The following is a 21,988-nucleotide window of genomic DNA, read 5'->3' as shown; positions in this document are numbered from 1 at the left end:
ATGCGCAAGGCCATGGCCGCGGGCGATCCCGTCGACCTGGTCATTCTCGATCTCATGCTACCCGGCGAAGATGGCCTGACGCTGGCCCGCGAACTGCGCTCCCAATCCTCCTCCATTCCGGTCATCATGCTGACCGGCAAGCAGGATACCGTGGACAAGATCGTCGGCTTGGAACTGGGGGCCGACGACTATATCACCAAGCCCTTCGACCAGCGCGAACTGCTGGCGCGCATCCGCAGTGTGTTGCGGCGCGCCCAGGCGGCAGTGGAAACCGCCCCTGCCGCAACGCTCGCCAACGGCGACGACAAGCATCGCATGGGCCGGTTCGCCGGCTGGCGAATCGATTTCGGCCGGCGTGACGTCGCTTCTCCAACCGGCCAGACCGTTCATTTCACCACCCACGAATTCAACCTCCTGGCTTTCCTGGTGCAACGCCAAGGCCGTGTGGTGACCCGCGACCAGATCCTGGACGAAGTCTGCGACCGCAGCGCCGAACCCTTCGACCGCAGCGTCGACGTCCTGGTCGGCAAGGTGCGCCGCAAGCTGAACGACGACCCGCGCGAGCCGGCTTTCATCAAGACCATTCGCGGCATCGGCTACATGTTCGTCGAACCGGTAACCTACGAACAGACGTAGCGCTCCTCTTCCGCGTTACAATTCTTCACCGTCCCTTCCTCCGAACATCATCCTGCACTTACATTCCAGGCCTATCCTTCTGGGAACGCTCGCAATATGGCGATGGTTTCCGGAGACATCCCTCTACCGGAAGGTTCGCCGGAGCAAGGAGACGTCTCCCATGGAGGAACGGGAAGTCCTTGAGTTGGCTGTGGATACGATCAAGGCGCTCGCCATCGCGGGGGCTCTCCTGGGGCTGTGGCTGGCCACCCGCGGCAACCGGGACGGCGCTTGGCGGTACATCCTGGTTGGGCTGACGCTGGTCCTGTTCGGCACCCTCGTCCACACCCTGGCCGACGCTAGGCATCTCGTTGGCTCGACGGTTATCGTCCTGCTTGAGGTAGGATTCGGCTACCTGGGCGGCATTGCCTTCACGGCCTTCGGCATCGCGGCCCTGTACGAGGAACGGCGCCGCCAGCCCGATGCCGAACGTCTGAAACTTCTTGCCGAAGCGGTCGACGGGTGGCGCGACGGGTTCGCGCTATGGGATACCGAAGGGCGCCTGGTGGTCTGCAACGACGCTTACCGCCGGCTCCTTCCTGCCGGGGCGGGCGACGTGGGACCGGGTATCGAGTTTTCCACTCTGGTCCGTCAGATGGTCGCCAGCGGCGACATCCGGGTTGACGGCCCGGCGGCCGACTGGATCCTCAACCGCGGCCAAGGGTCGGTCCAACTCCAGCTCAAGGACGGACGCACGTTGCTGGCCAGCGACCGCAAGACCCGCGAGGGTGGGATCATCTGTATGCTGGCCGATATCTCCGAGCGCCGCGAGAACGAAATCCGCCTCCAGCGCGCCAAGGAACAGGCGGAAATGGCCAACCGGGCGAAGGTCGAGTTTCTGGCCAACATGAGCCATGAACTGCGCACGCCGCTGAACGCGGTGATCGGCTTTTCGGAAATGTCGCTGTTGGAACTGCACGGCCCGCTGGGAGCCTCCTACAAAGGCTACCTGGAGAACATCCGCAAGGCGGGCGTGCACCTGCTGGAAATCATCAGCGACATCCTGGACGTCTCACGCATAGAGACCGACGTGCTCGACATGAAACAGGAAAGGATCGACATCCGCGCGGTAATCGGCTCGGCCCTGCGCTTGGTCCAGCAACGCGCCGCCCGCAACCGCACGCGGCTGCTCGACAACGTTTCCGGAAACCTGCCCCAGGTCTATGGCGACCCCATGCGGGTACGCCAGATCCTGTTGAACCTGTTGTCCAACGCCGTGAAATTCACCCCCGAAGGGGGCGAGGTCAGCGTCGACGCCGGCCTGGATGCCGATGGCGGACTCGCGATCACCGTCCGCGACACCGGGGTCGGCATGGACAGCGAGGACATCCCCAAGGCAATGGAACCCTTCAATCAACTGGAAAGCGTCCTCGAACGCCGCCACGAGGGTACGGGCCTGGGTCTCTATCTGGCGCGCCAACTCGCCCAGGCGCATGACGGCACCCTGGTCCTGGAAAGCCGCAAGGGCAAGGGGACGACGGCTACGGTCCGCTTCCCGCGGGAAAGGTTGCGGCCCAGGCCCGACGAGAATGGAACCATCATGGGAGAAGCGTCATGACCTTCGCTTGCTCCACGACTGACAAGACCATCCTGCTGATCGAGGATTGGATCGGCCACGCCCGCCTGATCCGCATGGCCCTGGCCGAGGCCGGGGTCGACCTGCCCGTCATCCACGTCATCGACGGCAAGCAGGCGGCGTCCCTGCTGTTCACCCGGAACGGGCAGGCTCTGCCGTCCGTAATCATGCTCGATCTATCCCTGCCCGACATGCCGGGCGGCGACCTGCTCGCCCGCATCCGCCATGATCCGGATACCCGTGGTTTGCCGGTGATAGCCCTGTCGGCGGCGGACATTCCCGAGGACCGGCAGTGCTGCCTCCGGCTGGGCTGCGAAGGGTTCCTGGTCAAGCCGCCGGACCCGCCGGAAATCAGGGTTGTGTTCGGCCAGCTTGGCCTGCTGGCCCGGGCCGCCGCGGAATAGGCCCTGTTCAGAACATGATGGTCCAGGCCTTGGCGTCGTCTCCCAGGGCGGCCCGTACGTCCTGGATATCCTTCAGGGGGCAGAAGCGCATGTTGGCCTCGCGGCCCGCCCAGTCGTCGGGGAACAGGATCTGCATCATCGATTCCGCATCCTGGGCGATCATCTTGAAGGGTTCCTTGATGATCGGATTCTTCTTGGCGCCGGCGAAGTGCAGGAACCAGGAATTCCGGAAGGCGGCGTTGGCGCAAAGAAACAGCATTTCCGGATTGCGCTTCAGGATTTCCAGGTTGAACAGGAAGGGATAGTTGCGCGCCACCTCGTGCGCCCAGGCCAGGTTGAAGCGGCGATCCAGGTATTCGGCGCGGTCGGCCACCTGCATCTCGTAGGACAGCGGGGTGTTCTCGAAATCGTAGAAGTTCCTGGGGTACTTGGCATAGATCTCGGCCAGCCAGTCCGCGTGGCGGCGCGGATTGAAGACCAGCACCCCCGTGTTGATGAATCGGCCGGCCTCGCCGGTGAAGCCGAACATCCTGTGGTATTCGCGAAGATCGCCGTCGGTGGCGATGATCTTTTCCGGCCCCCCCGTCAACTGCCGGGCCATGCATGCGTTCAATAGCAGATAGCGGGTATGCAGGTTGAAGACGTCGTCCGCGTAATGGAAATCGTCCGAGGCATCGACGACGCCGATCTTGTCTTCCTTCATGTGGGAAACGATGCAAGGCGCCTGGCGATAGTTGATGAGGATGTCGCCGTCCACCCAGACCAGCCAGTCGTAGTCGCGCAACTGCGGCACCATGCCGATCAGCAGCTTCTGCCAGTGGATGGATTTCTGCGAGAAGTCGCAGCTCTTGTCGATGGGCTCGGTCAGCATCACCAAGTCGTAGCCGTGGCGATTGCAGTACTCGTTCCAGGTATGGCTGGCGGTCGCCACGAAAGAGCGCACGTAGTCGTCGCCCACCGCCAACGTCACCAGGGCCTTGTGGCTCTTCTGCTCCATGCGGCGTCCTCCCCGCCCCGCAGTCTATCGGTCGCGGGCCGGGGAGGCAACCGGTGCCCTACCTGAGTGCCCTACCTGAGGCCCAGGATGGCCTTGGCTTTGGCGAGCGTGTCCACCGAAGCCTGGTGGTTGCCGGCCTTATGCAATTCCTCGCCCTTCATGCGATAGTCCATGACCTGCTTCCTTTCGTCGGCGCTCAGGGTCATGGCTTTGGGCAAGGCCGCGTCGATCTCGGACATGTCCTTGGGACAGTGGAAGGCGAAGGCCGGCGAGGCCAGGGCCAAGCCGGCGACCGCCGCCAGCACGGACAGCATTGTCTTCATGGAAATCCTCCTGAAAACGCGAATGCGACTGGATTGCGTGAATGTGGGGAGGGCCAGCCGGCGGATCAATACCAGACGCCGGTGATGCGCAGGCGCGGCCGCGCCACCACACGGGGCACGGCCAAAGTCAGGCCGAAGTCCGGCCAGGGTTCCACCACCGCCGGCACCGCCAAGTCGAGCAGCCGGCGAATGCGTTCCTCGGTGGGCGGATGGGTGCGCAGCAGCGACGGGTCGGGCGAGCGCCGGCCGGGGAACAGCAGCCGTTGCCAGATGCCGCCCTCGGCCGAATGGAGCTTCTCCAGCGCCGAGGCGAGCCCGACCGGATCGCCGGTCAGCCCGGCGGCGTCCAGGTCGGCGTCGAACTCGCGAGCCCGCGACAGGGCCAGTTGCAGCAGGCTGCCCAGGCTGGGCGCGAACGTGAGGACGAGGACCAGCAGCCACGGCACCCCTTCCCCCCGCGCCAGCCAGACCGGCAAGACGAAGATCAGCAAGAATAGGCCGGCGAAGGACATGGCGCGCGTCACGCGGCTCATCACGTCCGCCAGGTTCATCAGCCGCAGGTCGCGGTTGCGGATATGGCTGATTTCGTGGGCCAGAACACCGGCCAGCTCGCGCGGGGTCAGCCTGCGCAGCAGACCGTCGGTGACGGCGATGGCCGCCTGGCGCTCGTCGCCGACGGCGAAGGCGGTCGGGACGCTGCTCGGCAGATAGTAGAGGCGGGGCCGCGCCGGAAGTTCCGCCCGGCCGGCCAGCACCGCCAGGATGTCGTAAGCCTCCGGCAGGGCCTCGGGCTGAATTTCCTGGGCCCCGTAGAGCCGCAGCACCAGGCGCGGCGAGACCTGGGGCGTCAGCGCCAGAACCAGCACCCCGCCCGCCACCGCCCAGACGACACCGTCGGCGCCCGCCACCAGCCAAGCCGAAACCGCAAACAACCCCAGCATCCCGCCCATCAGCAGAGCGGTCTGGGCCAGATTGCGCCGCTTGTGGCGCCTTCGTCGCGTCGGATCGAACCTGAAGGTCAGCATGCTCCCATCATATAGGCTCATCCGCGGAGAACATCACTTGCCCTTCCTTAGGAAGAGAACAGAACCGACTGGGCTAAGAGCTTTTCGCCTTCCACGACAATGCGGCCGGAGCGAGAATTCTATCTCCCTTCCGATGGCCCAGGCCAAGTCCGCGATGGTCTTGATGGTCATATTCGATGTGCCGTTCAAACGCCGCGACAGGACGGCCTTGTCGACGTCGAGAAGCCGCGCCAGTTCCGCCTTCGGTTTGCCGGTTTCGTCCTGCCAGTCGCGAACCGCGTTATCGATTTCCAGGTGAACCTTGCTCACCAAGTCGACGAACTTCTTCCGGCGCGGAGATATATCAGGCCTATAGGAGTTCATGCACCCTCCCTGTCACATGATCCGGGGCGTCCAGATGCAGATGGGCACGACACGCCGCCATCAACAGTCTGCGCTCCGCCTGCCGCCCGTCGGCTGGATCGAGATGCCAGGCAACCAAACCTCCCGCGGATTCAATATGGGGGATCGTTGCCATTTATGTCAACACGCCTGCAAGAGCCGCCTTTCCCCGATCACGATAGGGCATGCCGCGGGGGCCGTACAGCGAAGTCTTGCGTCGTTCCTCGCGGACAAATCTACCGCTTGCCGGACGCCTTTTCCTCTTCCGCCTTGCGGATGTCGGAGGTGCGGCGCAGGAAGCGTTCGGCCTTGAAGGACGGGATGCGGTAGACCCAGGGCTTGAGGCGGGCGTCCAGCTTGGCGGCTTCCTCGTTGCCTTCGGCGGCGAGCCAGATCCAGTATTCCTGCAACAGCTTGCCGATGCGCAGCTTCACCGTCAGGCCGTCGAAGGTGGTCACCTCGGCCCGCGTCAAATAGGCGTCGCCGATTTCCAGGTCGTCCGCCTTGCGGACGTCGTCCAGCATCAGGTGGCTAAGGCCGGCCATCATGCCGTCCAGGATGTCCTCGCGCTTGGCGGCGACGCCTTTGACCGAAAGATGCTTCTCGTCCGCCGAGGAGCGCGACGCCACCAGGGTCTCGCCGTCCGGGTGGCGGATGGCGATCGAGGCCACCCGCTCGGCGGCCACGTCGACGATCTCCCGTTCCAGCCAATCGGCGCTCCCCTGGCCCAGGTCCACCTGACCTTTGACCAGCCATGCCTGATCCTCGCCGGCGCGGCGAATGTAGAGCCCGCGTTCTCCGCCGCCCACGTCGAACTTGGGCCGACCGACGATGGCGGCGGCCACCTTCTGGCCCTTGGCGTCGAACAGGGTGACTTCTCGAGATGTCGAGTCCTTGAGGCCCGAGTCCTCGACCCCCAGGGCCTTATGATGCTCGGGCAGCTTGGTTTTGGCTTCCAGGATGCGCAAGTCGGCCAGGCCCAGGACCACCGCCCGCACCCGATCCGCACCCACGGGATAGCCGTGGCGTTCGGCCAGGGACCAGCGGCCGTCCTTGCGTTCCAGGGTCAGGGTCTCGCGGCCGCTGGCGATAGCCACCATCTCCACCTGGTTGGCGACATCCAGCAGGGTGGGAAACAGGCGCTCCCCGGCCCCTGCCGATTCCTGGGCGGACGGTCGCAGGAACAGGGCCGCCATCGCCAGAACCAAAGCCAGACCGGCAACGGCGGCGACGATGCGAAAGACCTTGCGGTCCATGTCACGCCTCCTTCCGGCGCCGCCGGACGATCCAGAGAACCAGGGTTCCCAGGCCCAGCAGCAGCGGCAGGCCGGCGATGTTGATGAACTTCAGCCGGGCTTCCAGGGATTCGATGTCGCGCCTGAGTTCGCGCTGGACGGCGCGCAGTTCCTGGCGCACCGCCACCATTTCGGACCGCGACTGGGCGATGGCCGTCTTGTCCTCGGGCGTTACCATGGCCGCCGCTTCGGGACCGTCCTTGCCCTTCTTCTGCAACTGGGCCAGACGGTCCTGCAGGGCCTTCAGCTTGGCCTGAAGCTCTTCCTCCTTGGCCCGGAAGTGGGTCTCGGCCTGCTTGCGGATGTCATCGACCAGGGTGAAGGGCCGATCGGTACGCCCGCGCGCCCGCAGGCCCACCAGGGCGTCGCTGCCCGACAGCACGTCCAGGGCATTGACCACGAAGGCCCCGTTGTCCGCCAGCGGCACCTGGACCTTCTGGCCGAAGAAGGTCCGGGTCTGCACCCAGAAGGCGTCGAACAGCATGTCCGCGTCGGCCACCACCAGCAGGTTGGCCGGCTTGGCGGCTTCCATGAGCTGGGGTCCGGCGGCGGCCTGGGTGGGCTTGCCGGCCTTGTCACGTTCGCTTTCCTTGTAGGCAGGCTTGCCGTCCTTGAAGGCCGTCTTGGGCGATCCGGCGACGCGGGCCGCCAGCACCAGCTTCCTGCCTTCCGGCTTGAAGCCCCGCAAAAGGGCCGGCAGGTCCGGGCTTTCGCCTTGCACCTTGGCGGTGTCGATGGCCATGGAACGCAGTCCGGTGGTCAGCACCGGCGTCGCCTGCAGGCCGGAACCTTCCAGGATTTCCAGGATGCCGGGCGTCGGCATATGCAGCTTCTCGATATCACCGACGACGATGTCGGCGGCATCCAGGTTGGCCTTGCCCAGGCCCAGCCAGGCCACGTGGTCGATGGTCTGCGGCCGCCTGGGGTCGTCGTCCTTGGAAATGCGCAGCGCCGCCTCCAGGTCGCCGGCCACCTTGCCAAGGGTCAGGCGCAGCCCCCAGCTTTCCAGCAGGCGGTTGAATTCCAGCTTGTCGTTGGGCATCACCTGGAGTTCAGGCGGGCCGGAGCCTTCCAGTTCGGCATTGGGATCGACGAAGGCCAGCAGGCTGCCGCCCCTGAGCACGAACTGGTCGATGGCATAAAGGGTGATATCGCTCAGACCCTTGGGATGGACGACCATCAAGGTGTCCACTTCCTTCGGGATTTCGTTGGCGTCGATGGGGATCTCGCGCACCTCGAAGAATTCGCGGATCTGGTCCATGATCGCCCAGCGGCGCTTGGCGCCCATCATGCCGTCCGCTCCCTTACCGTCGATGGGCAGGGTGGACAGCAGACCGACGGTCTTCTTCTTCGGATTCGCGACCGTGTAGATCAGCTTGGTCAGATCGTATTCGACGAAGTTCTCGCGCTCCAGGTTGAAGAAGGGAATGGAGCCTTCCAGGTCGGTGCTGGACACCACCACCAGGCCGAAATAGCCGGAATCTCCGCTTTCCGTGACCGGCACGCCCTGCAGCCCGGCGGCGACCGCGCGGTCCTCGGCATCCGAGAAGGGCTCGGGGTCGTAGAGTTCCAGCTTCAGCCTGCCGCCCGAAAGCTGGGAATAGCGTTCCAGCAACTCGCGCACCCGGCCATAGTACTGGCCGTGGCGGGCGCTGCGCTCGCCCAGGATCTTCGAGAAGTAGAGGCGGGCCGTCAGGGGTTCCTGCAAGGACTTGAGCACCGTGCGGGTGCCGTCCGACAGGGTGAACAGGCGGTCCGCCGTCAGATCGAGGCGCGCCCCCGTCAGCAGGGTGTGGGAAAACAGGTTGACCGCCAGCAAGGTGAAGGCGCCGAGGGCCAGGCCGGCCAGCGCCATCTGGGTACGTCCGAGGTTCTTCATCTTCCCTCCTCCCTCATACCGACTTCTTGAGTTCGACCGCCACGGCGGTGGCGAACAGCCAGAAGGCGATGGTGCTGACGAAGAAGACCAGATCGCGGATGTCGATCACCCCCTTGGTCACCGATGTGAAATGAGTAAGAAAACTGAGGGAGGCGATGGTCTCCACGAGGGCGTCGGGCGCCCAGGCGCGGAAGAAGTTCAGGACCAGTTCCATGCCGCTCATGGTGAACAGGAAGCAGGCCGTGGCGGCGACGATGAAAGCGATCACCTGGTTCTTGGTCACCGCCGACAGGCAAGACCCGATGGCGAGGAAGGCCCCGGCCATCAGGAAGCTGCCCAGATAGCTGGCGACCACGACCCCGTTATCCGGATCGCCCAGGACGTTGACGGTGATCCACATGGGGAAGGTGAGCGCCAAAGCCACCCCGGCGAAGGCCCAGGCGGCCAGGAACTTGCCCAACACCGCCTCGGCGGTGGAAATGGGCAACGTCATCAGCAGTTCGATGGTGCCGGTCTTGCGTTCTTCGGCCCACAGCCGCATGGCTAGCGCCGGTACTAGAAGCAGGTAGAGCCAGGGATGGAACCCGAAGAATCCTTCCAGGTTGGCCTGCCCCTTGGCGAAGAATCCGCCCAGATAGAAGGGGAAGGCCCCGGTCAGGGCCAGGAAGATGACGATGAACACCAGGGCCAGAGGCGTCGAGAAATAGCTCCGCAGTTCGCGCTTGGCGATGACGGCGACGTTACGCATCGGCGCCTCCCTTGTCCTCGGTGGTCTCGCCCTTGGTGATGGCGCGAAAGACTTCGTCCAGCCGGCCGCGTTCCACGGTCAGTTCGCGGGCCGGGACATGCTTGGCCTTGAGCAAGTCGGCCACCTCGGCCAGGCGCGGCTGGCCGTCCAGGGCCGGGACGCGCAGCTTGACGGTGCCGTCCGAGTTAGGAACCACGTCGATGGGAGCGATGGCCTCCAGCTTGGCCTTGGCCTTTTCCACATCGGCCGCGGCGACCGTGACCGCCACGGCATGGTGGTAGGGCATGCGGGCCTGCAGTTCCTCGGCCGTGCCGTCGGCCAGCAGGCGGCCGTGGGCGATGATGACCGCGCGGGTGCAGATCGCCCCCACTTCCTCCAGGATGTGGGTGGAGATGACGATGGCCTTTTCCGCCGCCATCTCGCGGATGACTTCACGAACATGATGCTTCTGGTTGGGGTCGAGGCCGTCCGTGGGTTCGTCCAGGATCAGCACTTCGGGATCGTGCAACATGGCCTGAGCCAGGCCTACGCGGCGCTTGAAGCCCTTGGACAGGGTCTCGATGGGTTGCTTCAGCACGTCGGCCAGCGCCACGATCTCGACCACCCGGTCGATCTGCCGACGCAGGTCGGCGCCCTTGAAGCCGCGAATCTCGCCGATGAAGTCCAGGAACGCCCCGGCGGTCATGTCGCCGTAGGTGGGCGCGCCTTCCGGCAGGTAGCCGATGCGGCGCTTGACCGCCACCGGTTCCTCCACCACGTCGTGGCCGCAGACCCTGGCCGTGCCGGCGGTGGGCGTCAGGAAGCCGGTCACCATCTTCATGGTGGTCGACTTGCCGGCCCCGTTGGGGCCTAGGAAGCCCAGAACCTCGCCGCGCTTGACGGACAACGTGATACCGTCCACCGCGACCAGCGGCCCGAAGTGCTTGGTCAATCCGTTGAGGGCAATCATTTCGGTCATCAGGGCCTTCCCCCTCGCTCCGTTGTCCCGTAGCCGGCCCCCTAGATAGGACGCCGCCTCGCCGATTCGCAAGCCCCCGCCCTACAGGTGGCTGGTCAAGACGACGATGTCTGGCTTGGGAGCGGAGGCCAGGGCGTCCCAAACTTGATCCGCCGTGGCAACGAAGATCAGCAACTCGTTGATCTTGTGGTGACCGAATCCGCCATCGACGATGCGGGCGATCATCGCCTTCAGGGGCTCCCAGTAGCCGTTGACGTCCACCACCACCACCGGCTTGGCATGCTGCTGGAGCTGCTTCCAGGTGAGAATCTCGAACATCTCGTCCAGGGTGCCCAGCCCGCCCGGCAGCACGACGAACCCGTCGGCCTCGTCGAACATCACCGCCTTGCGTTCGTGCATGGACCCGACGACGATCAGTTCCTGCACGCCGGGGTCGCCCACCTCGAAGGCCCTGAGGAATTCGGGGATCACCCCCATCACCTGACCGCCTTCGGCCAGCACGGCGCGCGCCAGCACGCTCATCAGCCCGATGTCGCCGCCGCCATAGACCAAGCGCGTGCCGCGTCGGGCCATCTCGCGCCCCAGGGCTTCGGCCGTCGCGGCGAAGGCCGGGTCGTTCCCCTTTTTGGAGCCGGAAAAGACGCAGAGCGAAGCAATCTTGGTCATGGCCGATCCTTTCGCCTTCCGTATAGGCAATTCGCCCCCTTGGCGAAAGGCCTTTCGCTCCCCATCTTAAGCGACGTTAGCGACACGCCATCCTTTTCCAGGGGGTTAAGCCATGACGTCTTTCGTTCGTTCCATTGCCGCGGCCGCGATGGTCGCGGCCATCGCCGCGCCGGCTTTCGCCGACGAGACCAATCCGAACATCGTCCACCGCCAGGGTATCTATAAGATCGCCGCCGGCCATATGACGTCCCTGAAGGCGATCCTTTTGCTCGGGCTCGACAACAAGGATCACATCTCCTACCACGCCAAGGGACTGCAGCAGGCCTTCGCCCACCATTACAAGCCCTACCCGCCGGGCACCGACAAGGGCGAGACCAAAGCCAAGCCGGAAATCTGGTCCAAGCCCGACGACTTCAAAGCCGCCGCCCAGCAGGCCGGCCAGGCCGTGGGTAAGCTGGTGGACGCCGCCGAATTCAACGACGCGGGCGCCACGGTGGCGGCCTTCAAGGACGTTTCCGCCGCCTGCAAGAACTGCCACGACAAGTTCCGCAAGGACTGACGATTACCTGGGGCGGGAGGCGGCGGCCACCCAGCGGGCCAGTTCCGCCTCCCCCACCTCGCCGGCCGCCACGCCGAGGATCATCCGGACCTCCTCGATCTTGTCCGGATCGAACAGCCAACCGTTGATGTGCAGGAAGATCGGCATGCAAATCAGGCCCGTGCGCTTGTTGCCATCGACGAACGGATGATTGGCTATGATGCCATGGCCCAAGGCCGCAGCCAGTTCCGGAAAGGTCGCCCCCGGCTCGTAATGCCAACGGTTGACCGGCTTGGCCAGTGCGCTTTCCAGGAGGCCCGGGTCACGGATCCCCGTGCCGCCGCCGAACATCGCCAGTTGCTCGTCGTGAATGGCCAGAACCCAGTCCAAGGGCAGCCAGCGCGGCTCGCAGCTCACTTGGCCAACTCGCGCAGGACGTCGCGGTGTTCGCGCATGAACTCGCGCGCGGCCTCCATCGCGTCGGCGAAGGCAGGATCGTAGGGCGTCAGACGCAGGCCTTCCGGTGTGCGGATAAGGAACAGCTTGTCCCCTTCGCTGATCCCCAGATGCTCCAGTTCCGCCTTGGGCAGGATGACGCCCAGCGAGTTGCCGATCTTGCGCAGGTTGACGACATGGGACATGACCACCTCCATCGTTCCACCCAATGTTATAACATCAGGCGATTCGACTCAAGGTCAGGGGCTGATACGCCGCCAGCAGGCGCGGACGCGGCGGTCGGCGCGGTCGTCGGGGGCGACCCAGAAATAGGCGTGCAACCACCGCGCCAGCCGATCGACGGCTTGGCGTTCGACGGCCGAAGCCCCTTCGGGAAAAAGCAGGCGGGCCAGTTCGCGGGCCACGGCCGCCGGTTCAGCCGTGTCGTTGGCGATACGGCAGCAGTCCAGGGCCTTCTGGTAGCGGGCGTAGGCCGCATCGACCTCGGCGAACAGAGCGGGCAGGCTGGTCTCGGCGATCATCCGGCGCTGCTGGTCCAACAATTGGGCGACGCTACGCGCCTCATCATCCGGAGAGAGACCGTCCCGGATGACCTTGGCCAGCATGCGCTCGTGCAGGGCCTCGACGGCCTCAACCCGCAGCAGAGCTTCGGAAAGCTCTTGTTCCTTGAGGCGGGCGGCGGTTTCCAGTTCCAGGAGAAAACGGGCGGCAGGCGACCGCCCCGGCCTGTTGGCATGGCTTCCGGACTTGCGATGCATGGGCAGTCCTCCCGCGTTCGGCCTCCGCAGCCCGCCCGGCTCTTGTGGCCGTTCCGGTTCTGGCTCTTGAACCCGCATAGCAGATGGATCGCCGGGCTGCAATGAAACCTCGGTTAAAATTTGTAAGACGACGCGCTACATTGTCGCCCGTTCGGAACAAGGCAGGAGATTCCATGACCCGCAAGATACGCGTCATCGTGGTCGGCAACGAAAAGGGCGGCAGTGGCAAGTCCACCACCGCCATGCACTTGGCGGTGGGCCTGATGCTGGCGGGACGTCGGGTCGGCTGCCTGGACCTGGATCTGAGACAGCGCAGCCTGGGACGGTTCATGGAGAATCGCGCCACCTTCGCGGCCGCCCGTGGAATCCAGCTCGCTATGCCGGAGTCGCGGCCAGTCGCCGAAGGGGAGGACGCGGACCGGACGGTAAGCGAGGCCCTGGCCTCCCTTCTGGCGACCAACGACTTGGCGATCGTCGATACTCCGGGCAGCGACTCGCCCCTCAGCCGGGCCGGCCATTCCTTCGCCGATCTCCTGGTGACGCCGCTCAACGACAGCCTGGTGGACCTGGATGGCCTGGCGCGGGTCGATCCGGAGAAGATGGCGGTCAAGGGGCCCAGCCACTATGCCGAACTGGTCTGGCAGCAGAAGCTGCGGCGCGCTCAGCGCGATGGCGGATCGCTCGACTGGGTGGTGCTGCGCAACCGCCTGTCCCATCTGGACGCCCACAACAAACGGGAAGTCGGGCGCCTGTTGGGAGACTTGGCGCGGCGCATCGGCTTTCGCATCGTCGAGGGGTTCGGCGAACGGGTCATCTACCGAGAACTGTTCCTCAAGGGCCTGACGGTCATGGACATCCACCAGACGGAGGGCATGAATCTTTCCCACGTCGCGGCCCGCCAGGAGGTGCGCGGTCTGATCGAGGCCCTGCGGCTCGGACCATGAGCAAACTCCCCGCCCCCGGCGGCGCGGTCGCCGATTTCCTGACCAAAGTGGCGGAGACACCGACGCCGGTCCACGCACCGGGACAAATCCGCGGACGGTTGATCTTTGCCCTCGACGCCACCGCCAGCCGCGAGCCCGCCTGGGACCATGCCGCCCGCATCCAGGGCGAGATGTTCGCCGCCACCGCCGCCCTGGGCGGATTGGAACTCCAACTCGCCTTCTTCCGCGGCTTCGGCGAATTCAAGGTCAGCCGCTGGGTGGCGGATTCGGCGGCACTGCTGCGCCTGATGGGCCAAGTCCGCTGCGCCGCGGGCGAAACCCAGATCGCCAAGGTGCTGCGGCATGCCGCCAACGAGACCCGGTCCCACCGGGTCAACGCCCTGGTGCTGGTCGGCGATGCCGTGGAGGAGGATCTCGACCAATTGGGCCATCTGGCTGGCGAATTGGGCGTGCTGGGCCTGCCGGTCTTCGCCTTCCACGAAGGCAGCGATCCGGTGGCCGCCTATGCCTTCCAGGAAATCGCCCGTCTGTCGCGCGGCGCCTATTGCCCTTTCGACGCTTCCAGCGCCCACCAATTGAGGGACCTGCTGGGCGCGGTGGCGACCTTCGCCGTCGGCGGCCGGAAGGCCTTGGCCGACTACGCCCGGCGGAAGGGTGGCGAGGTGCGGCTGCTGGCGAAAAGCATGGAAGGACTGTAAGACGCCTACTTGGCTTGGTAGAACATCCAACCCATGGATTCCTGCCAAGCGATCTACAACGCGCAGCGCCTTTCGGCATCCCCAATCTGCGCTATGATGCGGGGATGCTTTGGTCACTCGTTCTCGGCATCGCCCTGGTTGGCGCCCTGCTCCTCCTGGCCCACGGATTCGTCCGGGCGGACCCGAAGACGCTCGTCCGCCTGGTCAAGTGGTTGGCCTTCGGGCTGGTGGTGGTGGCGATCCTGGCGATGCTGGCCACCGGCCGTCTGGCCTGGGCCTTCGCCTTCCTGCCGGTATTGGCCGCCTGGTTCGTGCGCCTGCGAAATCTCTATCAGGTCGGCAAGGTCTTCGCCCGCGCGATGAGCGGAACGCGATCAGCGGGACCGAAGACATCGGCCATCGAAACCCGATTCCTGCGCATGGCTCTGGACCACTCGACCGGGGCCATGGATGGCGAAGTCCTGGAAGGCGAGTTCGCTGGCCGGCGCCTCGATTCCCTGGCCCTACCCGAACTGCTGCACCTGCTGGAAGACTGCAGCGCCGATCCCCAATCCCGGCAGGTCCTGGAAGCCTATCTGGACCGTATGCGGCCCGATTGGCGCGATGCTCCCGAACCGGGCCCGGCCTTCGCCGATGCCATGACACCCGAGGAAGCCTGGCGCATCCTGGGTTTGGCGCCCGGGGCTTCCGACGCCGACGTCAAGGAGGCCCACCGCCGGCTGATCGGCGGACTGCATCCCGACCATGGCGGTTCCGGCTACCTGGCGGCCAAGGTCAACCAAGCCAAGGACCTGTTGCTCAAGGGAAAGAAATGAAAGTCCGACTCGCCGGTGCCTTGCTGGCTCTGCTTCTCGGCGCCCTCCCGGCCCGGGCAGGGTCCCCCGAAGTCTGGGTCGCCCCCAACATTCCGGAAAAGGCGGCGAACGCCGTGCGCCGAGCGGTGCCCCTCATCCTGGACAAGGCCCGGTCGCGGCTGGAAGCCATGTCCCAGTCCCTGGCACCGGTCAAGCGCATCGAGGTCGTTCCCGGCAGCGACCGCAACGGCCGCTACGTGGGCTGGAAGTCCGGCGACGAGGGAATACTGCGCATCGCCCTCGCCTCGTTTCTCGATGATCGGCCCGACTTTACCGGCCATGCGTTGGCCCTCGCGGTGGCCGGGCGCCACGGCAGGCTCCGCCCTGACGATCCCTACCTGCGCAGGCTGCGCGGCAAGACCCTGGTGGGATCGGTCTACCCGGACGTGAAGAACGAGCCCTTCTTCGCCGCCATGGAGAAGGCCTTCGCATTGGCGGAACGTCTGCCCCCCGCCCAGCGCAAGGCCTTCGACGCCATCGACGCCATCCACTACGTTCCCCATTCCCAGCATTTCCTCAAGGGCGGCACGGTGGATTCCGTCGCCGGATTCTACAGCCAAGCCCTGGGCGAGCCTGGCAACCGCATGGTGTTCATCCGGCGCGGCATTCAGTGGACATCGGAAATGGGGTTGCTCCTGCTGCTGGTCCACGAAGGCACGCATGTGCTTCAGCATGGCGTGATCGAACGGGCCGAACGCAACGGCGGCGATGCCGACATGGTGGCCGCTTGGCACGGGCGCGAAAAGGACGACCGGGGAATCGCCAAGCGGATGCGCTTCGAGTGCGAGGCGGTCGCCAACGAGATCCACGCCGCCGTCGCCCTCGATGCCCCGCCCGAGCTGATCGAGGAATCCCAGTACGTCAAGCTCTGCGACAACGCCCGCGTCTTGTTGGCCCAATGGCGGGACCGGCGGCTTAAGGAAGGCATCGACAAGACCCGTGGGCGCTGAATGCCCCATTTTCGTCATCATCCTCCGGCAGATACGCCTTGTTGCGGCGCAAACCCGCCTGTGGCACAAAGGCGACGCCGTTCCGAAGGTTTTTTCTCACAACGGATTCCATTCGAGGACTTCAGATGATCAAGCCCGTGCGCAAGGCGGTTTTCCCCGTTGCCGGTCTCGGCACCCGGTTCCTGCCCGCGACCAAGGTGATGCCCAAGGAGATGCTGCCCATCGTGGACAAGCCTCTCATCCAGTATGCCGTCGAGGAGGCCCGCGAGGCCGGGATCGAGGAATTCATCTTCGTCACCGGCCGCGGCAAGACCCTGATGGCCGACCACTTCGACCATAGCTTCGAATTGGAGAAGACCCTGGAGGAGCGCGGCAAGTCCGATGCCCTGGAAATGGTCCTGGCCTGCAAGCCCAACCCCGGCACCATCTTCTTCACCCGCCAGCAGAAGCCCCTGGGCTTGGGCCATGCGGTCTGGTGCGCCCGGACCTTCGTAGGACGCGAGCCCTTCGCCGTGCTGCTGGCCGACGATCTGATTCAAGCCAAGCCCGGTTGCCTCAAGCAGATGATCGAGGTCTATAACAAGACCGGCGGCAACTTGGTGGCCATCGAGGAAGTGCCGCGCGAACACACCAACCGCTACGGCATCCTGGACGTGGTCTCCGATGACGGACGCTTGGCGCAGGCCAAGGGCTTGGTGGAAAAACCGAGGCCGGAGGACGCGCCGTCGCGGCTGTCGATCATCGGCCGCTACATCTTGCAGCCGGAGGTGATGGATGTCCTGGAGACCCAGGAAAAGGGTGCCGGAGGCGAGATCCAATTGACCGATTCCATGGCCAAGACCATCGACCGGATACCGTTCCACGGCTATCGCTTCGCGGGTCGCCGCTTCGACTGCGGCAGCAAGGTCGGCTTCATCCAGGCGACCATCGCCTTCGGCCTGGAGCGTACCGACCTGGAAGGCGATGTGCGGAACGTGCTCAAGGAATTCTGCGACGAATTGGCGGCGAAGGGGTAACCAGCGCATGCGCATCGCGATGATCGGCAGCGGCTACGTGGGGCTCGTCTCGGGGGCCTGTTTCTCCGAGTTCGGCGTCAACGTGGTCTGCGTGGACAAGGACGAGGCCAAGATCGCGGCCCTGAAAAAGGGACGCATCCCCATCTATGAACCGGGCCTCGATGACCTTGTCGAAAGCAACGTGCGCGCCAAGCGGCTGTCCTTCACCACCGACATCAAGGCCGCGGTGCGGGAGGCCGACGCCGTCTTCATCGCGGTGGGCACCCCGACCCGGCGGGGCGACGGGCATGCCGATCTTTCCTATGTCCATGCCGCCGCCAAGGAAATCGCCGAGGCCATGCAGGGCTACACGGTGATCGTCAACAAGTCGACGGTTCCCGTGGGCACCGGCGACGAGGTGGAAAAGATCGTCCGCGAGACCCGTCCCGACGCGGAATTCGATGTGATCTCCAACCCCGAGTTCCTGCGCGAGGGCTCGGCGATCAACGACTTCATGCGCCCCGACCGGGTGGTGATCGGCACCGATTCCGAACGGGCGCGCCAAGTGATGCGCAAGCTCTACCGGCCGCTCTACCTGATCGAGACGCCGATTCTGTTCACCGCGCGGCGCACCGCCGAACTCATCAAATACGCCGGCAACACCTTCCTTGCCATGAAGATCACCTTCATCAACGAAATCGCCGATTTGTGCGAGAAGGTGGGCGCCGACGTCCACGACGTGGCCAAGGGCATCGGCCTGGACGGTCGCATCGGCAAGAAGTTCCTGCATCCGGGGCCCGGCTACGGCGGGTCCTGCTTTCCCAAGGATACCCTGGCCCTGGTCCATACCGCCCAGGACTTCGGCAGCCCCTTGCGCATCATCGAGACCGTGGTCGACATCAACGACAAGCGCAAGAAGGCCATGGCCGGGCGCGTCGTCGCCGCCTGCGGCGGCTCGGTCGCCGGCAAGACGGTGGCGGTACTGGGCCTCACCTTCAAGCCCAACACCGACGACATGCGCGACGCCCCCAGCCTGGACATCGTGCCCGCGCTGGTGGCCGCCGGCGCCCGCGTGCGCGCCTACGATCCGGAAGGGATGGCCGAGGCCAGAAAGATGCTGGACGGCATCGAATGGTGCGATGACGCCTACGCCACCCTGCCCGGCGCCGAGGTCCTGGTGATCGTCACCGAATGGAACGAGTTCCGCTCCTTGGATCTGGACCGGGTCAAGTCGATGATGAAGGCCCCGGTGGTGGTCGACATGCGGAACGTGTATTCGCCCAAAGACATGGCGGATGCAGGATTCGCCTATACCTGCATCGGGCGGCCGACAGCGGTGGGGGGCCCGTAGCTCCCTACCCTGCTTCCCGCGCCACCGCATGGTCGGCGATCGGCAAGTGCAGCAAGGTGGCGAGCAGGCCCAGGGCGGCGGTGACCATCCACATGGCGTCGTAGGACAGGGTCGCGTCGTAGACCGCCCCACCGGCCCAGGACCCCACGAAGGCGCCCACCTGGTGGGACAGGAAGACCACGCCGAACAGCGATCCCATGTGGCGGGGCCCGAACAATAGGGCCACCAGCCCGCTGGTCAGCGGCACGGTGCTCAGCCACATGAGTCCCATGGCGGCGGTGAAGGCGATCAACGAGGCCTCGCTCTTGGGGCTCCAGACGAAGGCGATCACCGCCAGCACCCGCCCCAGGTAGATGGCCGACAGCACGTACTTGGACCGGAACCGCGCCCCCAGTTGCCCGGCTAGCCAGGACCCCAGGACGTTGAACAGGCCGATGGTCAGCAGCGCCGTGGCCCCCGCCCCGGCCCCCATGCCGCAAAGCTGCAGGTAGTTGGGCAGATGGACGGCGACGAAGGCGATCTGGAAGCCGCAGACGAAGAATCCCAGAACCAGAAGCCGGTAGCCGCGATGGCCCATCGCTTCCTTCAAGGCTTCCCGTAAGCCGATGCCGGACGACGGCGGACCGCCCGCCGCCTCGGCCCGGCCCAGGACCCAGGCGAAGGGGATGGAAGCCAGGCAGATGCCGGCCAGGACGAGCAGCGTGACGTCGACCCCGTGGGCGGCGATCAGGTAATTGGACAGGGGTATGGCCAGCATCATGCCGAAAGAACCGGTGGCGCTGGCCAGGCCCAGGGCGGACGAGCGGTGTTCCGGCCCCACGGCCCGCCCGACGGCCCCCAGGACCACGGAAAAGGTGGTGGCGGCGATGCCGGCCCCGGCGACGACACCCAGGCCGACCACGGTCAGCAGTTCGTCGTCGCTCGCCACCATCGCCAAGCCCAGGGCGTAGGCGAGTGCGCCGAAGATGGCGACCCGCGCCGCCCCCCAGCGGTCGGCGGCTGCGCCGGCAAAGGGCTGGAACAGGCCCCACAGCAGGTTCTGCAGGGCGACGGCCAGCGAGAAGGTGGCGAACGGCCAGTGCCGCTCCGCCGACAGGGGCTCCAGTATCAGCCCAAGCGGTTGGCGCGCCCCCAGCGACGCGCTCATCACCACCGCGCCCGACAGGATGAGAACGACGACGGTCGGCGTCAGCCAGACGGGACGGGCCATGGAAGGACTCCTTTTCCGGAGCCCTTCCTATCGGCCCGCCCGGCGGGGGTCAAGGCGCGAGGGATACGGTTACCATGGCCGTGCCTTGGTTCCTGCCCTTGGGCCAACGATAGGCCACGTCCCATTCGGGAAGAATGCCGAAGACCGCATCGTTGACGAACAGGAACAGTTCGCCATCCTTGGGGGCCACGAATCCGGTTCCCGATCCCACCGCGAAGCGGCTCGTTCCAGAGTTCCCGATCTGCGCCAAGACCCGGAACCAGGATTCGGACCAGAGCCGGCGGAAGGGACCCGCCGAGACGAAATGGAAATCCTTCTCCGCCTTTGGATTCAGGAAGCCGTCCGGACCAGCCCGCGTTGCGCCATCCAACCATACTTCCTGCAGCGGCTCGGTCGCCACGGAGATTTGGACATGCTGGCCGGCCAACACTTTGATTCCAGTTGCGAAGCAAGACTCCCCAACGCTGAACTTGCGGCTGGCGGGCTGGGCCGCCAACTCGACGACGCGCTCCGTTTCCGTGCAAAGCCCCATCATATCTCGGGCCAGAAAGACTCCCCTGCTCGCCGCGACCACCAACATATAGAAGAGAATGCCGACCAACGCCGCGCCGATCACCCACCAGAATAGCCGCAAGGCGGTTCGGGCCGGCGTGCTGCGGACCAATTCCCGCATCATCCGGGTCAAGGCCGGCGGCTGTGACTGGCGCTTGGCCGGGTGTCCTGTCGGAAGCCAAGCCAGATTGGCGGCCACCTGCGTCTTGGCGAGCCACTTGGAGCGAACGACATAGAACGCCCAGAAGATCGCTACGAACGACCACAGCGCGGGCGGGTTCTGGCGTAGCGCTTCCAGCCATCGCGCCAGCATGTCCGGCAGCAAGGCGGCGAGCAGCCCGAACAGCGGGGTCACCAGATCGCAGGTCGATGTCTTGCAGGACGCCCCCGGCACCCAATCCGTCCACCAGGGAACGAGGAACAGGGCGATGGAAGCCAGGACGAAGCCGATATAGAGCGCGCGGCGCAGGAACACCCAATCCCAGGCATGTTCCATTTCCTTGACCCGGCAGGTGGGATCGTCCGCTGCCCACGGTCCGGGCTTCAGCACGACCTTCGCCGGAACGTCCGCGGCGCAGGGCTGGGTATCGACGATGTCGTAGACGTCGGGAAGCCCCAGCGGACGGTAGCCCACGCCCCCGCCGACGCGTTCGAAGACGCTCGAATGGATCTTCGGCCTTGCGATGTGGACGCCGGTTTCGCCGTCGTTGCACAGGTCCGCGACGTTGCGGGGCTTGTAGCGATAGTAGACCCCGCCGCCGCTTCGCGAATTGTAGAGCTTGCCGAGCGCGTTGGCCTGCTCGCGGATGACCCGCCATTCCGAGTCGATGAAGAACAACCCAGCTTCCTGTGCCCGGATCATCATCCAGTCGAGGGAGATCAGGGACAGGCTGTCATCGGGATAGCCGCCGCCCACATTGGAATGGGCCCCGGCGAACCAGACCTGTTCAATCCGGTTCGGGTCCTTTTTATCGTCGTTCCACAGGACGGGATGGAAGGTGTGCCGTTCGTCGTCGAGAGCCAAGGCGTGGCAGGCCTTCCCGACCAGCGGCGTAAGGTCGCGATCCTTGAAGCGGTAGGGATAGACCGTCGCATTCCAGAAGTCGGCCAGTTCGTCGACCGGAAAGCCGTAGGCGTCCACCGTGTCCCAGAGGCCCAGGAAGGCGATGGGAGGCCTTGTCCCCGCGCAGGCGTCCTGCGTGGCCGTCTTCGACTGCCAAAAATATTTGAACTTCTTGCGGAAGACCCGGTAGGCATCCTTGGCCGCGCTTTCCAGCTCCTCGGGGGCCTTTCCGGCGGCACCGGGTATCAAGCCGCAGCAGTCGATCAGGCCCACCAGAACGCGGATCGTGTAGGCACCGCGGCTGAAGCCGAACATGTAGATACGGTCGTCGGGATCGTAGCACTGCGACAGCCGCTGATAGAGCTCGAGAACGTTGCGCTTCAGCCCGAACCCGAAGGCCCCGCCAAAAATCTTGGAGAACTTCGAATCCCCCGACCCGACCCCATCGTCGTAGAAGACGACCTGCTTCGTCGCGCTGCAGAGATCAAGCGCGCGATAGATCCGCCGGACGTTGGTCCCCACCGCCTTGGCGGCACTGTTCCCCGTCCCGTCGGACAGGACGACGATATTCTTGGACATGATGGCACTCCCCTCCTCATGCGCGTCCCCCGACGCGCACCGCCATCAATATATCTCTTTCCATGTCACATGTCCAAAGGCGACTTCTTTGGATATACGTTCATCGACACGGC

Annotated in this window: 24 protein-coding genes; 10 read left to right on the top strand and 14 right to left on the bottom strand. The window is 65.2% G+C overall.

What is annotated here, in order from left to right; translation table 11 throughout:
• The 3 genes from H7841_13875 to H7841_13865 all read left to right on the top strand — a co-directional run.
• A partial coding sequence (locus H7841_13875; GenBank protein ID MEO5337960.1) for a response regulator transcription factor occupies window positions 1–636 on the top strand: 636 nt, incomplete at its 5' end.
• Window positions 637–796: 160 nt separating this feature from the next.
• Window positions 797–2,233 carry an ATP-binding protein gene (locus H7841_13870; GenBank protein MEO5337959.1) on the top strand — a complete coding sequence of 479 codons (1,437 nt, stop codon included), beginning with the start codon at window positions 797–799 and terminating at the stop codon, window positions 2,231–2,233.
• On the top strand, window positions 2,230–2,655 hold the full coding sequence (locus tag H7841_13865; protein ID MEO5337958.1) for a response regulator: 426 nt from the start codon (window positions 2,230–2,232) through the stop codon (window positions 2,653–2,655). Before H7841_13870 ends, H7841_13865 begins: the two co-directional genes overlap by 4 nt.
• A 7-nt stretch (window positions 2,656–2,662) precedes the next feature.
• On the opposite strand, the gene H7841_13860 is transcribed toward H7841_13865, so the two are convergent.
• From H7841_13860 to H7841_13820, 9 genes are all read right to left on the bottom strand, one after another.
• Window positions 2,663–3,652: a hypothetical protein gene (locus H7841_13860; protein ID MEO5337957.1), complete on the bottom strand. Its 990-nt coding sequence runs from the start codon at window positions 3,650–3,652 to the stop codon at window positions 2,663–2,665.
• Window positions 3,653–3,723: 71 nt separating this feature from the next.
• Entirely contained in the window at window positions 3,724–3,975 is a 252-nt protein-coding gene (locus H7841_13855) for a hypothetical protein (GenBank protein MEO5337956.1), read from the bottom strand.
• A gap of 65 nt (window positions 3,976–4,040) precedes the next feature.
• Complete coding sequence (locus H7841_13850) at window positions 4,041–5,000, bottom strand: zinc metalloprotease HtpX (protein MEO5337955.1); 960 nt, start codon at window positions 4,998–5,000, stop codon at window positions 4,041–4,043.
• 33 nt (window positions 5,001–5,033) lie between these two features.
• A complete protein-coding gene (locus H7841_13845; protein MEO5337954.1) occupies window positions 5,034–5,312 on the bottom strand; it encodes a helix-turn-helix transcriptional regulator in 279 nt (92 codons plus the stop codon).
• A 305-nt stretch (window positions 5,313–5,617) separates the two neighbouring features.
• Window positions 5,618–6,637: a DUF4340 domain-containing protein gene (locus H7841_13840; GenBank protein MEO5337953.1), complete on the bottom strand. Its 1,020-nt coding sequence runs from the start codon at window positions 6,635–6,637 to the stop codon at window positions 5,618–5,620.
• 1 nt (window position 6,638) lies between these two features.
• Complete coding sequence (locus H7841_13835; GenBank protein ID MEO5337952.1) at window positions 6,639–8,555, bottom strand: Gldg family protein; 1,917 nt, start codon at window positions 8,553–8,555, stop codon at window positions 6,639–6,641.
• Between the two features lie 13 nt (window positions 8,556–8,568).
• Complete coding sequence (locus H7841_13830) at window positions 8,569–9,303, bottom strand: ABC transporter permease (GenBank protein MEO5337951.1); 735 nt, start codon at window positions 9,301–9,303, stop codon at window positions 8,569–8,571.
• Window positions 9,296–10,261 carry an ABC transporter ATP-binding protein gene (locus H7841_13825; protein ID MEO5337950.1) on the bottom strand — a complete coding sequence of 322 codons (966 nt, stop codon included), beginning with the start codon at window positions 10,259–10,261 and terminating at the stop codon, window positions 9,296–9,298. Before H7841_13825 ends, H7841_13830 begins: the two co-directional genes overlap by 8 nt.
• Before the next feature lie 81 nt (window positions 10,262–10,342).
• Window positions 10,343–10,927, bottom strand: a complete 585-nt coding sequence (locus H7841_13820; protein ID MEO5337949.1) for a TIGR00730 family Rossman fold protein — start codon at window positions 10,925–10,927, stop codon at window positions 10,343–10,345.
• A gap of 112 nt (window positions 10,928–11,039) precedes the next feature.
• On the opposite strand from H7841_13820, the gene H7841_13815 reads away from it, so the two are divergent.
• Complete coding sequence (locus H7841_13815) at window positions 11,040–11,486, top strand: cytochrome c (protein MEO5337948.1); 447 nt, start codon at window positions 11,040–11,042, stop codon at window positions 11,484–11,486.
• Between the two features lie 3 nt (window positions 11,487–11,489).
• Here H7841_13815 and H7841_13810 read toward each other — a convergent pair whose 3' ends face one another.
• The 3 genes from H7841_13810 to H7841_13800 are packed head-to-tail and all read right to left on the bottom strand — an operon-like array spanning window position 11,490 to window position 12,679.
• Window positions 11,490–11,882: a type II toxin-antitoxin system death-on-curing family toxin gene (locus H7841_13810; protein ID MEO5337947.1), complete on the bottom strand. Its 393-nt coding sequence runs from the start codon at window positions 11,880–11,882 to the stop codon at window positions 11,490–11,492.
• Window positions 11,879–12,106: an AbrB/MazE/SpoVT family DNA-binding domain-containing protein gene (locus H7841_13805; GenBank protein ID MEO5337946.1), complete on the bottom strand. Its 228-nt coding sequence runs from the start codon at window positions 12,104–12,106 to the stop codon at window positions 11,879–11,881. Before H7841_13805 ends, H7841_13810 begins: the two co-directional genes overlap by 4 nt.
• 54 nt (window positions 12,107–12,160) lie before the next feature.
• Complete coding sequence (locus H7841_13800; GenBank protein ID MEO5337945.1) at window positions 12,161–12,679, bottom strand: hypothetical protein; 519 nt, start codon at window positions 12,677–12,679, stop codon at window positions 12,161–12,163.
• A 173-nt stretch (window positions 12,680–12,852) separates the two neighbouring features.
• Between H7841_13800 and H7841_13795 the strand changes: the two genes are divergently transcribed.
• The 6 genes from H7841_13795 (at window position 12,853) to H7841_13770 (ending at window position 18,471) form a co-directional block, all read left to right on the top strand.
• Complete coding sequence (locus H7841_13795; protein ID MEO5337944.1) at window positions 12,853–13,623, top strand: division plane positioning ATPase MipZ; 771 nt, start codon at window positions 12,853–12,855, stop codon at window positions 13,621–13,623.
• Complete coding sequence (locus H7841_13790; protein MEO5337943.1) at window positions 13,620–14,321, top strand: VWA domain-containing protein; 702 nt, start codon at window positions 13,620–13,622, stop codon at window positions 14,319–14,321. Before H7841_13795 ends, H7841_13790 begins: the two co-directional genes overlap by 4 nt.
• A 104-nt stretch (window positions 14,322–14,425) precedes the next feature.
• Window positions 14,426–15,136, top strand: a complete 711-nt coding sequence (locus H7841_13785) for a hypothetical protein (GenBank protein ID MEO5337942.1) — start codon at window positions 14,426–14,428, stop codon at window positions 15,134–15,136.
• Complete coding sequence (locus H7841_13780; GenBank protein ID MEO5337941.1) at window positions 15,133–16,125, top strand: hypothetical protein; 993 nt, start codon at window positions 15,133–15,135, stop codon at window positions 16,123–16,125. The genes H7841_13785 and H7841_13780 overlap by 4 nt, the downstream gene beginning before the upstream one ends.
• 125 nt (window positions 16,126–16,250) lie before the next feature.
• On the top strand, window positions 16,251–17,141 hold the full coding sequence (gene galU / locus H7841_13775; GenBank protein ID MEO5337940.1) for a UTP--glucose-1-phosphate uridylyltransferase GalU: 891 nt from the start codon (window positions 16,251–16,253) through the stop codon (window positions 17,139–17,141).
• Between the two features lie 7 nt (window positions 17,142–17,148).
• Window positions 17,149–18,471 (top strand): UDP-glucose/GDP-mannose dehydrogenase family protein, encoded by a 1,323-nt coding sequence (locus H7841_13770; protein ID MEO5337939.1) that lies wholly within the window; start codon window positions 17,149–17,151, stop codon window positions 18,469–18,471.
• Between the two features lie 4 nt (window positions 18,472–18,475).
• Here H7841_13770 and H7841_13765 read toward each other — a convergent pair whose 3' ends face one another.
• On the bottom strand, window positions 18,476–19,681 hold the full coding sequence (locus tag H7841_13765) for an MFS transporter (protein ID MEO5337938.1): 1,206 nt from the start codon (window positions 19,679–19,681) through the stop codon (window positions 18,476–18,478).
• A gap of 49 nt (window positions 19,682–19,730) precedes the next feature.
• The gene (locus tag H7841_13760; protein ID MEO5337937.1) at window positions 19,731–21,875 is read right to left on the bottom strand and encodes a DUF2235 domain-containing protein; all 2,145 of its coding nucleotides are present in this window, start codon (window positions 21,873–21,875) and stop codon (window positions 19,731–19,733) included.
• Between the last annotated feature and the right edge of the window lie 113 nt (window positions 21,876–21,988).

This window comes from Magnetospirillum sp. WYHS-4, assembly GCA_039908345.1.
Classification (GTDB): domain Bacteria; phylum Pseudomonadota; class Alphaproteobacteria; order Rhodospirillales; family GLO-3; genus JAMOBD01.
The sequence above is the reverse complement of the archived record's forward strand: the minus strand, read 5'-3'. Positions and strand labels throughout refer to the sequence as shown.

Excerpts from the sequence above, each read along its gene's own strand:
- H7841_13870 (MEO5337959.1), top strand. The coding sequence starts at position 797 with ATGGAGGAACGGGAAGTCCTTGAGTTGGCTGTGGATACGATCAAGGCG.
- H7841_13865 (MEO5337958.1), top strand. The coding sequence starts at position 2,230 with ATGACCTTCGCTTGCTCCACGACTGACAAGACCATCCTGCTGATCGAG.
- H7841_13860 (MEO5337957.1), bottom strand. The coding sequence starts at position 3,652 with ATGGAGCAGAAGAGCCACAAGGCCCTGGTGACGTTGGCGGTGGGCGAC.
- H7841_13855 (MEO5337956.1), bottom strand. The coding sequence starts at position 3,975 with ATGAAGACAATGCTGTCCGTGCTGGCGGCGGTCGCCGGCTTGGCCCTG.
- H7841_13850 (MEO5337955.1), bottom strand. The coding sequence starts at position 5,000 with ATGCTGACCTTCAGGTTCGATCCGACGCGACGAAGGCGCCACAAGCGG.
- H7841_13840 (MEO5337953.1), bottom strand. The coding sequence starts at position 6,637 with ATGGACCGCAAGGTCTTTCGCATCGTCGCCGCCGTTGCCGGTCTGGCT.
- H7841_13835 (MEO5337952.1), bottom strand. The coding sequence starts at position 8,555 with ATGAAGAACCTCGGACGTACCCAGATGGCGCTGGCCGGCCTGGCCCTC.
- H7841_13830 (MEO5337951.1), bottom strand. The coding sequence starts at position 9,303 with ATGCGTAACGTCGCCGTCATCGCCAAGCGCGAACTGCGGAGCTATTTC.
- H7841_13825 (MEO5337950.1), bottom strand. The coding sequence starts at position 10,261 with ATGACCGAAATGATTGCCCTCAACGGATTGACCAAGCACTTCGGGCCG.
- H7841_13820 (MEO5337949.1), bottom strand. The coding sequence starts at position 10,927 with ATGACCAAGATTGCTTCGCTCTGCGTCTTTTCCGGCTCCAAAAAGGGG.
- H7841_13815 (MEO5337948.1), top strand. The coding sequence starts at position 11,040 with ATGACGTCTTTCGTTCGTTCCATTGCCGCGGCCGCGATGGTCGCGGCC.
- H7841_13805 (MEO5337946.1), bottom strand. The coding sequence starts at position 12,106 with ATGTCCCATGTCGTCAACCTGCGCAAGATCGGCAACTCGCTGGGCGTC.
- H7841_13800 (MEO5337945.1), bottom strand. The coding sequence starts at position 12,679 with ATGCATCGCAAGTCCGGAAGCCATGCCAACAGGCCGGGGCGGTCGCCT.
- H7841_13795 (MEO5337944.1), top strand. The coding sequence starts at position 12,853 with ATGACCCGCAAGATACGCGTCATCGTGGTCGGCAACGAAAAGGGCGGC.
- H7841_13790 (MEO5337943.1), top strand. The coding sequence starts at position 13,620 with ATGAGCAAACTCCCCGCCCCCGGCGGCGCGGTCGCCGATTTCCTGACC.
- H7841_13785 (MEO5337942.1), top strand. The coding sequence starts at position 14,426 with ATGCTTTGGTCACTCGTTCTCGGCATCGCCCTGGTTGGCGCCCTGCTC.
- H7841_13780 (MEO5337941.1), top strand. The coding sequence starts at position 15,133 with ATGAAAGTCCGACTCGCCGGTGCCTTGCTGGCTCTGCTTCTCGGCGCC.
- galU (MEO5337940.1), top strand. The coding sequence starts at position 16,251 with ATGATCAAGCCCGTGCGCAAGGCGGTTTTCCCCGTTGCCGGTCTCGGC.
- H7841_13770 (MEO5337939.1), top strand. The coding sequence starts at position 17,149 with ATGCGCATCGCGATGATCGGCAGCGGCTACGTGGGGCTCGTCTCGGGG.
- H7841_13765 (MEO5337938.1), bottom strand. The coding sequence starts at position 19,681 with ATGGCCCGTCCCGTCTGGCTGACGCCGACCGTCGTCGTTCTCATCCTG.
- H7841_13760 (MEO5337937.1), bottom strand. The coding sequence starts at position 21,875 with ATGTCCAAGAATATCGTCGTCCTGTCCGACGGGACGGGGAACAGTGCC.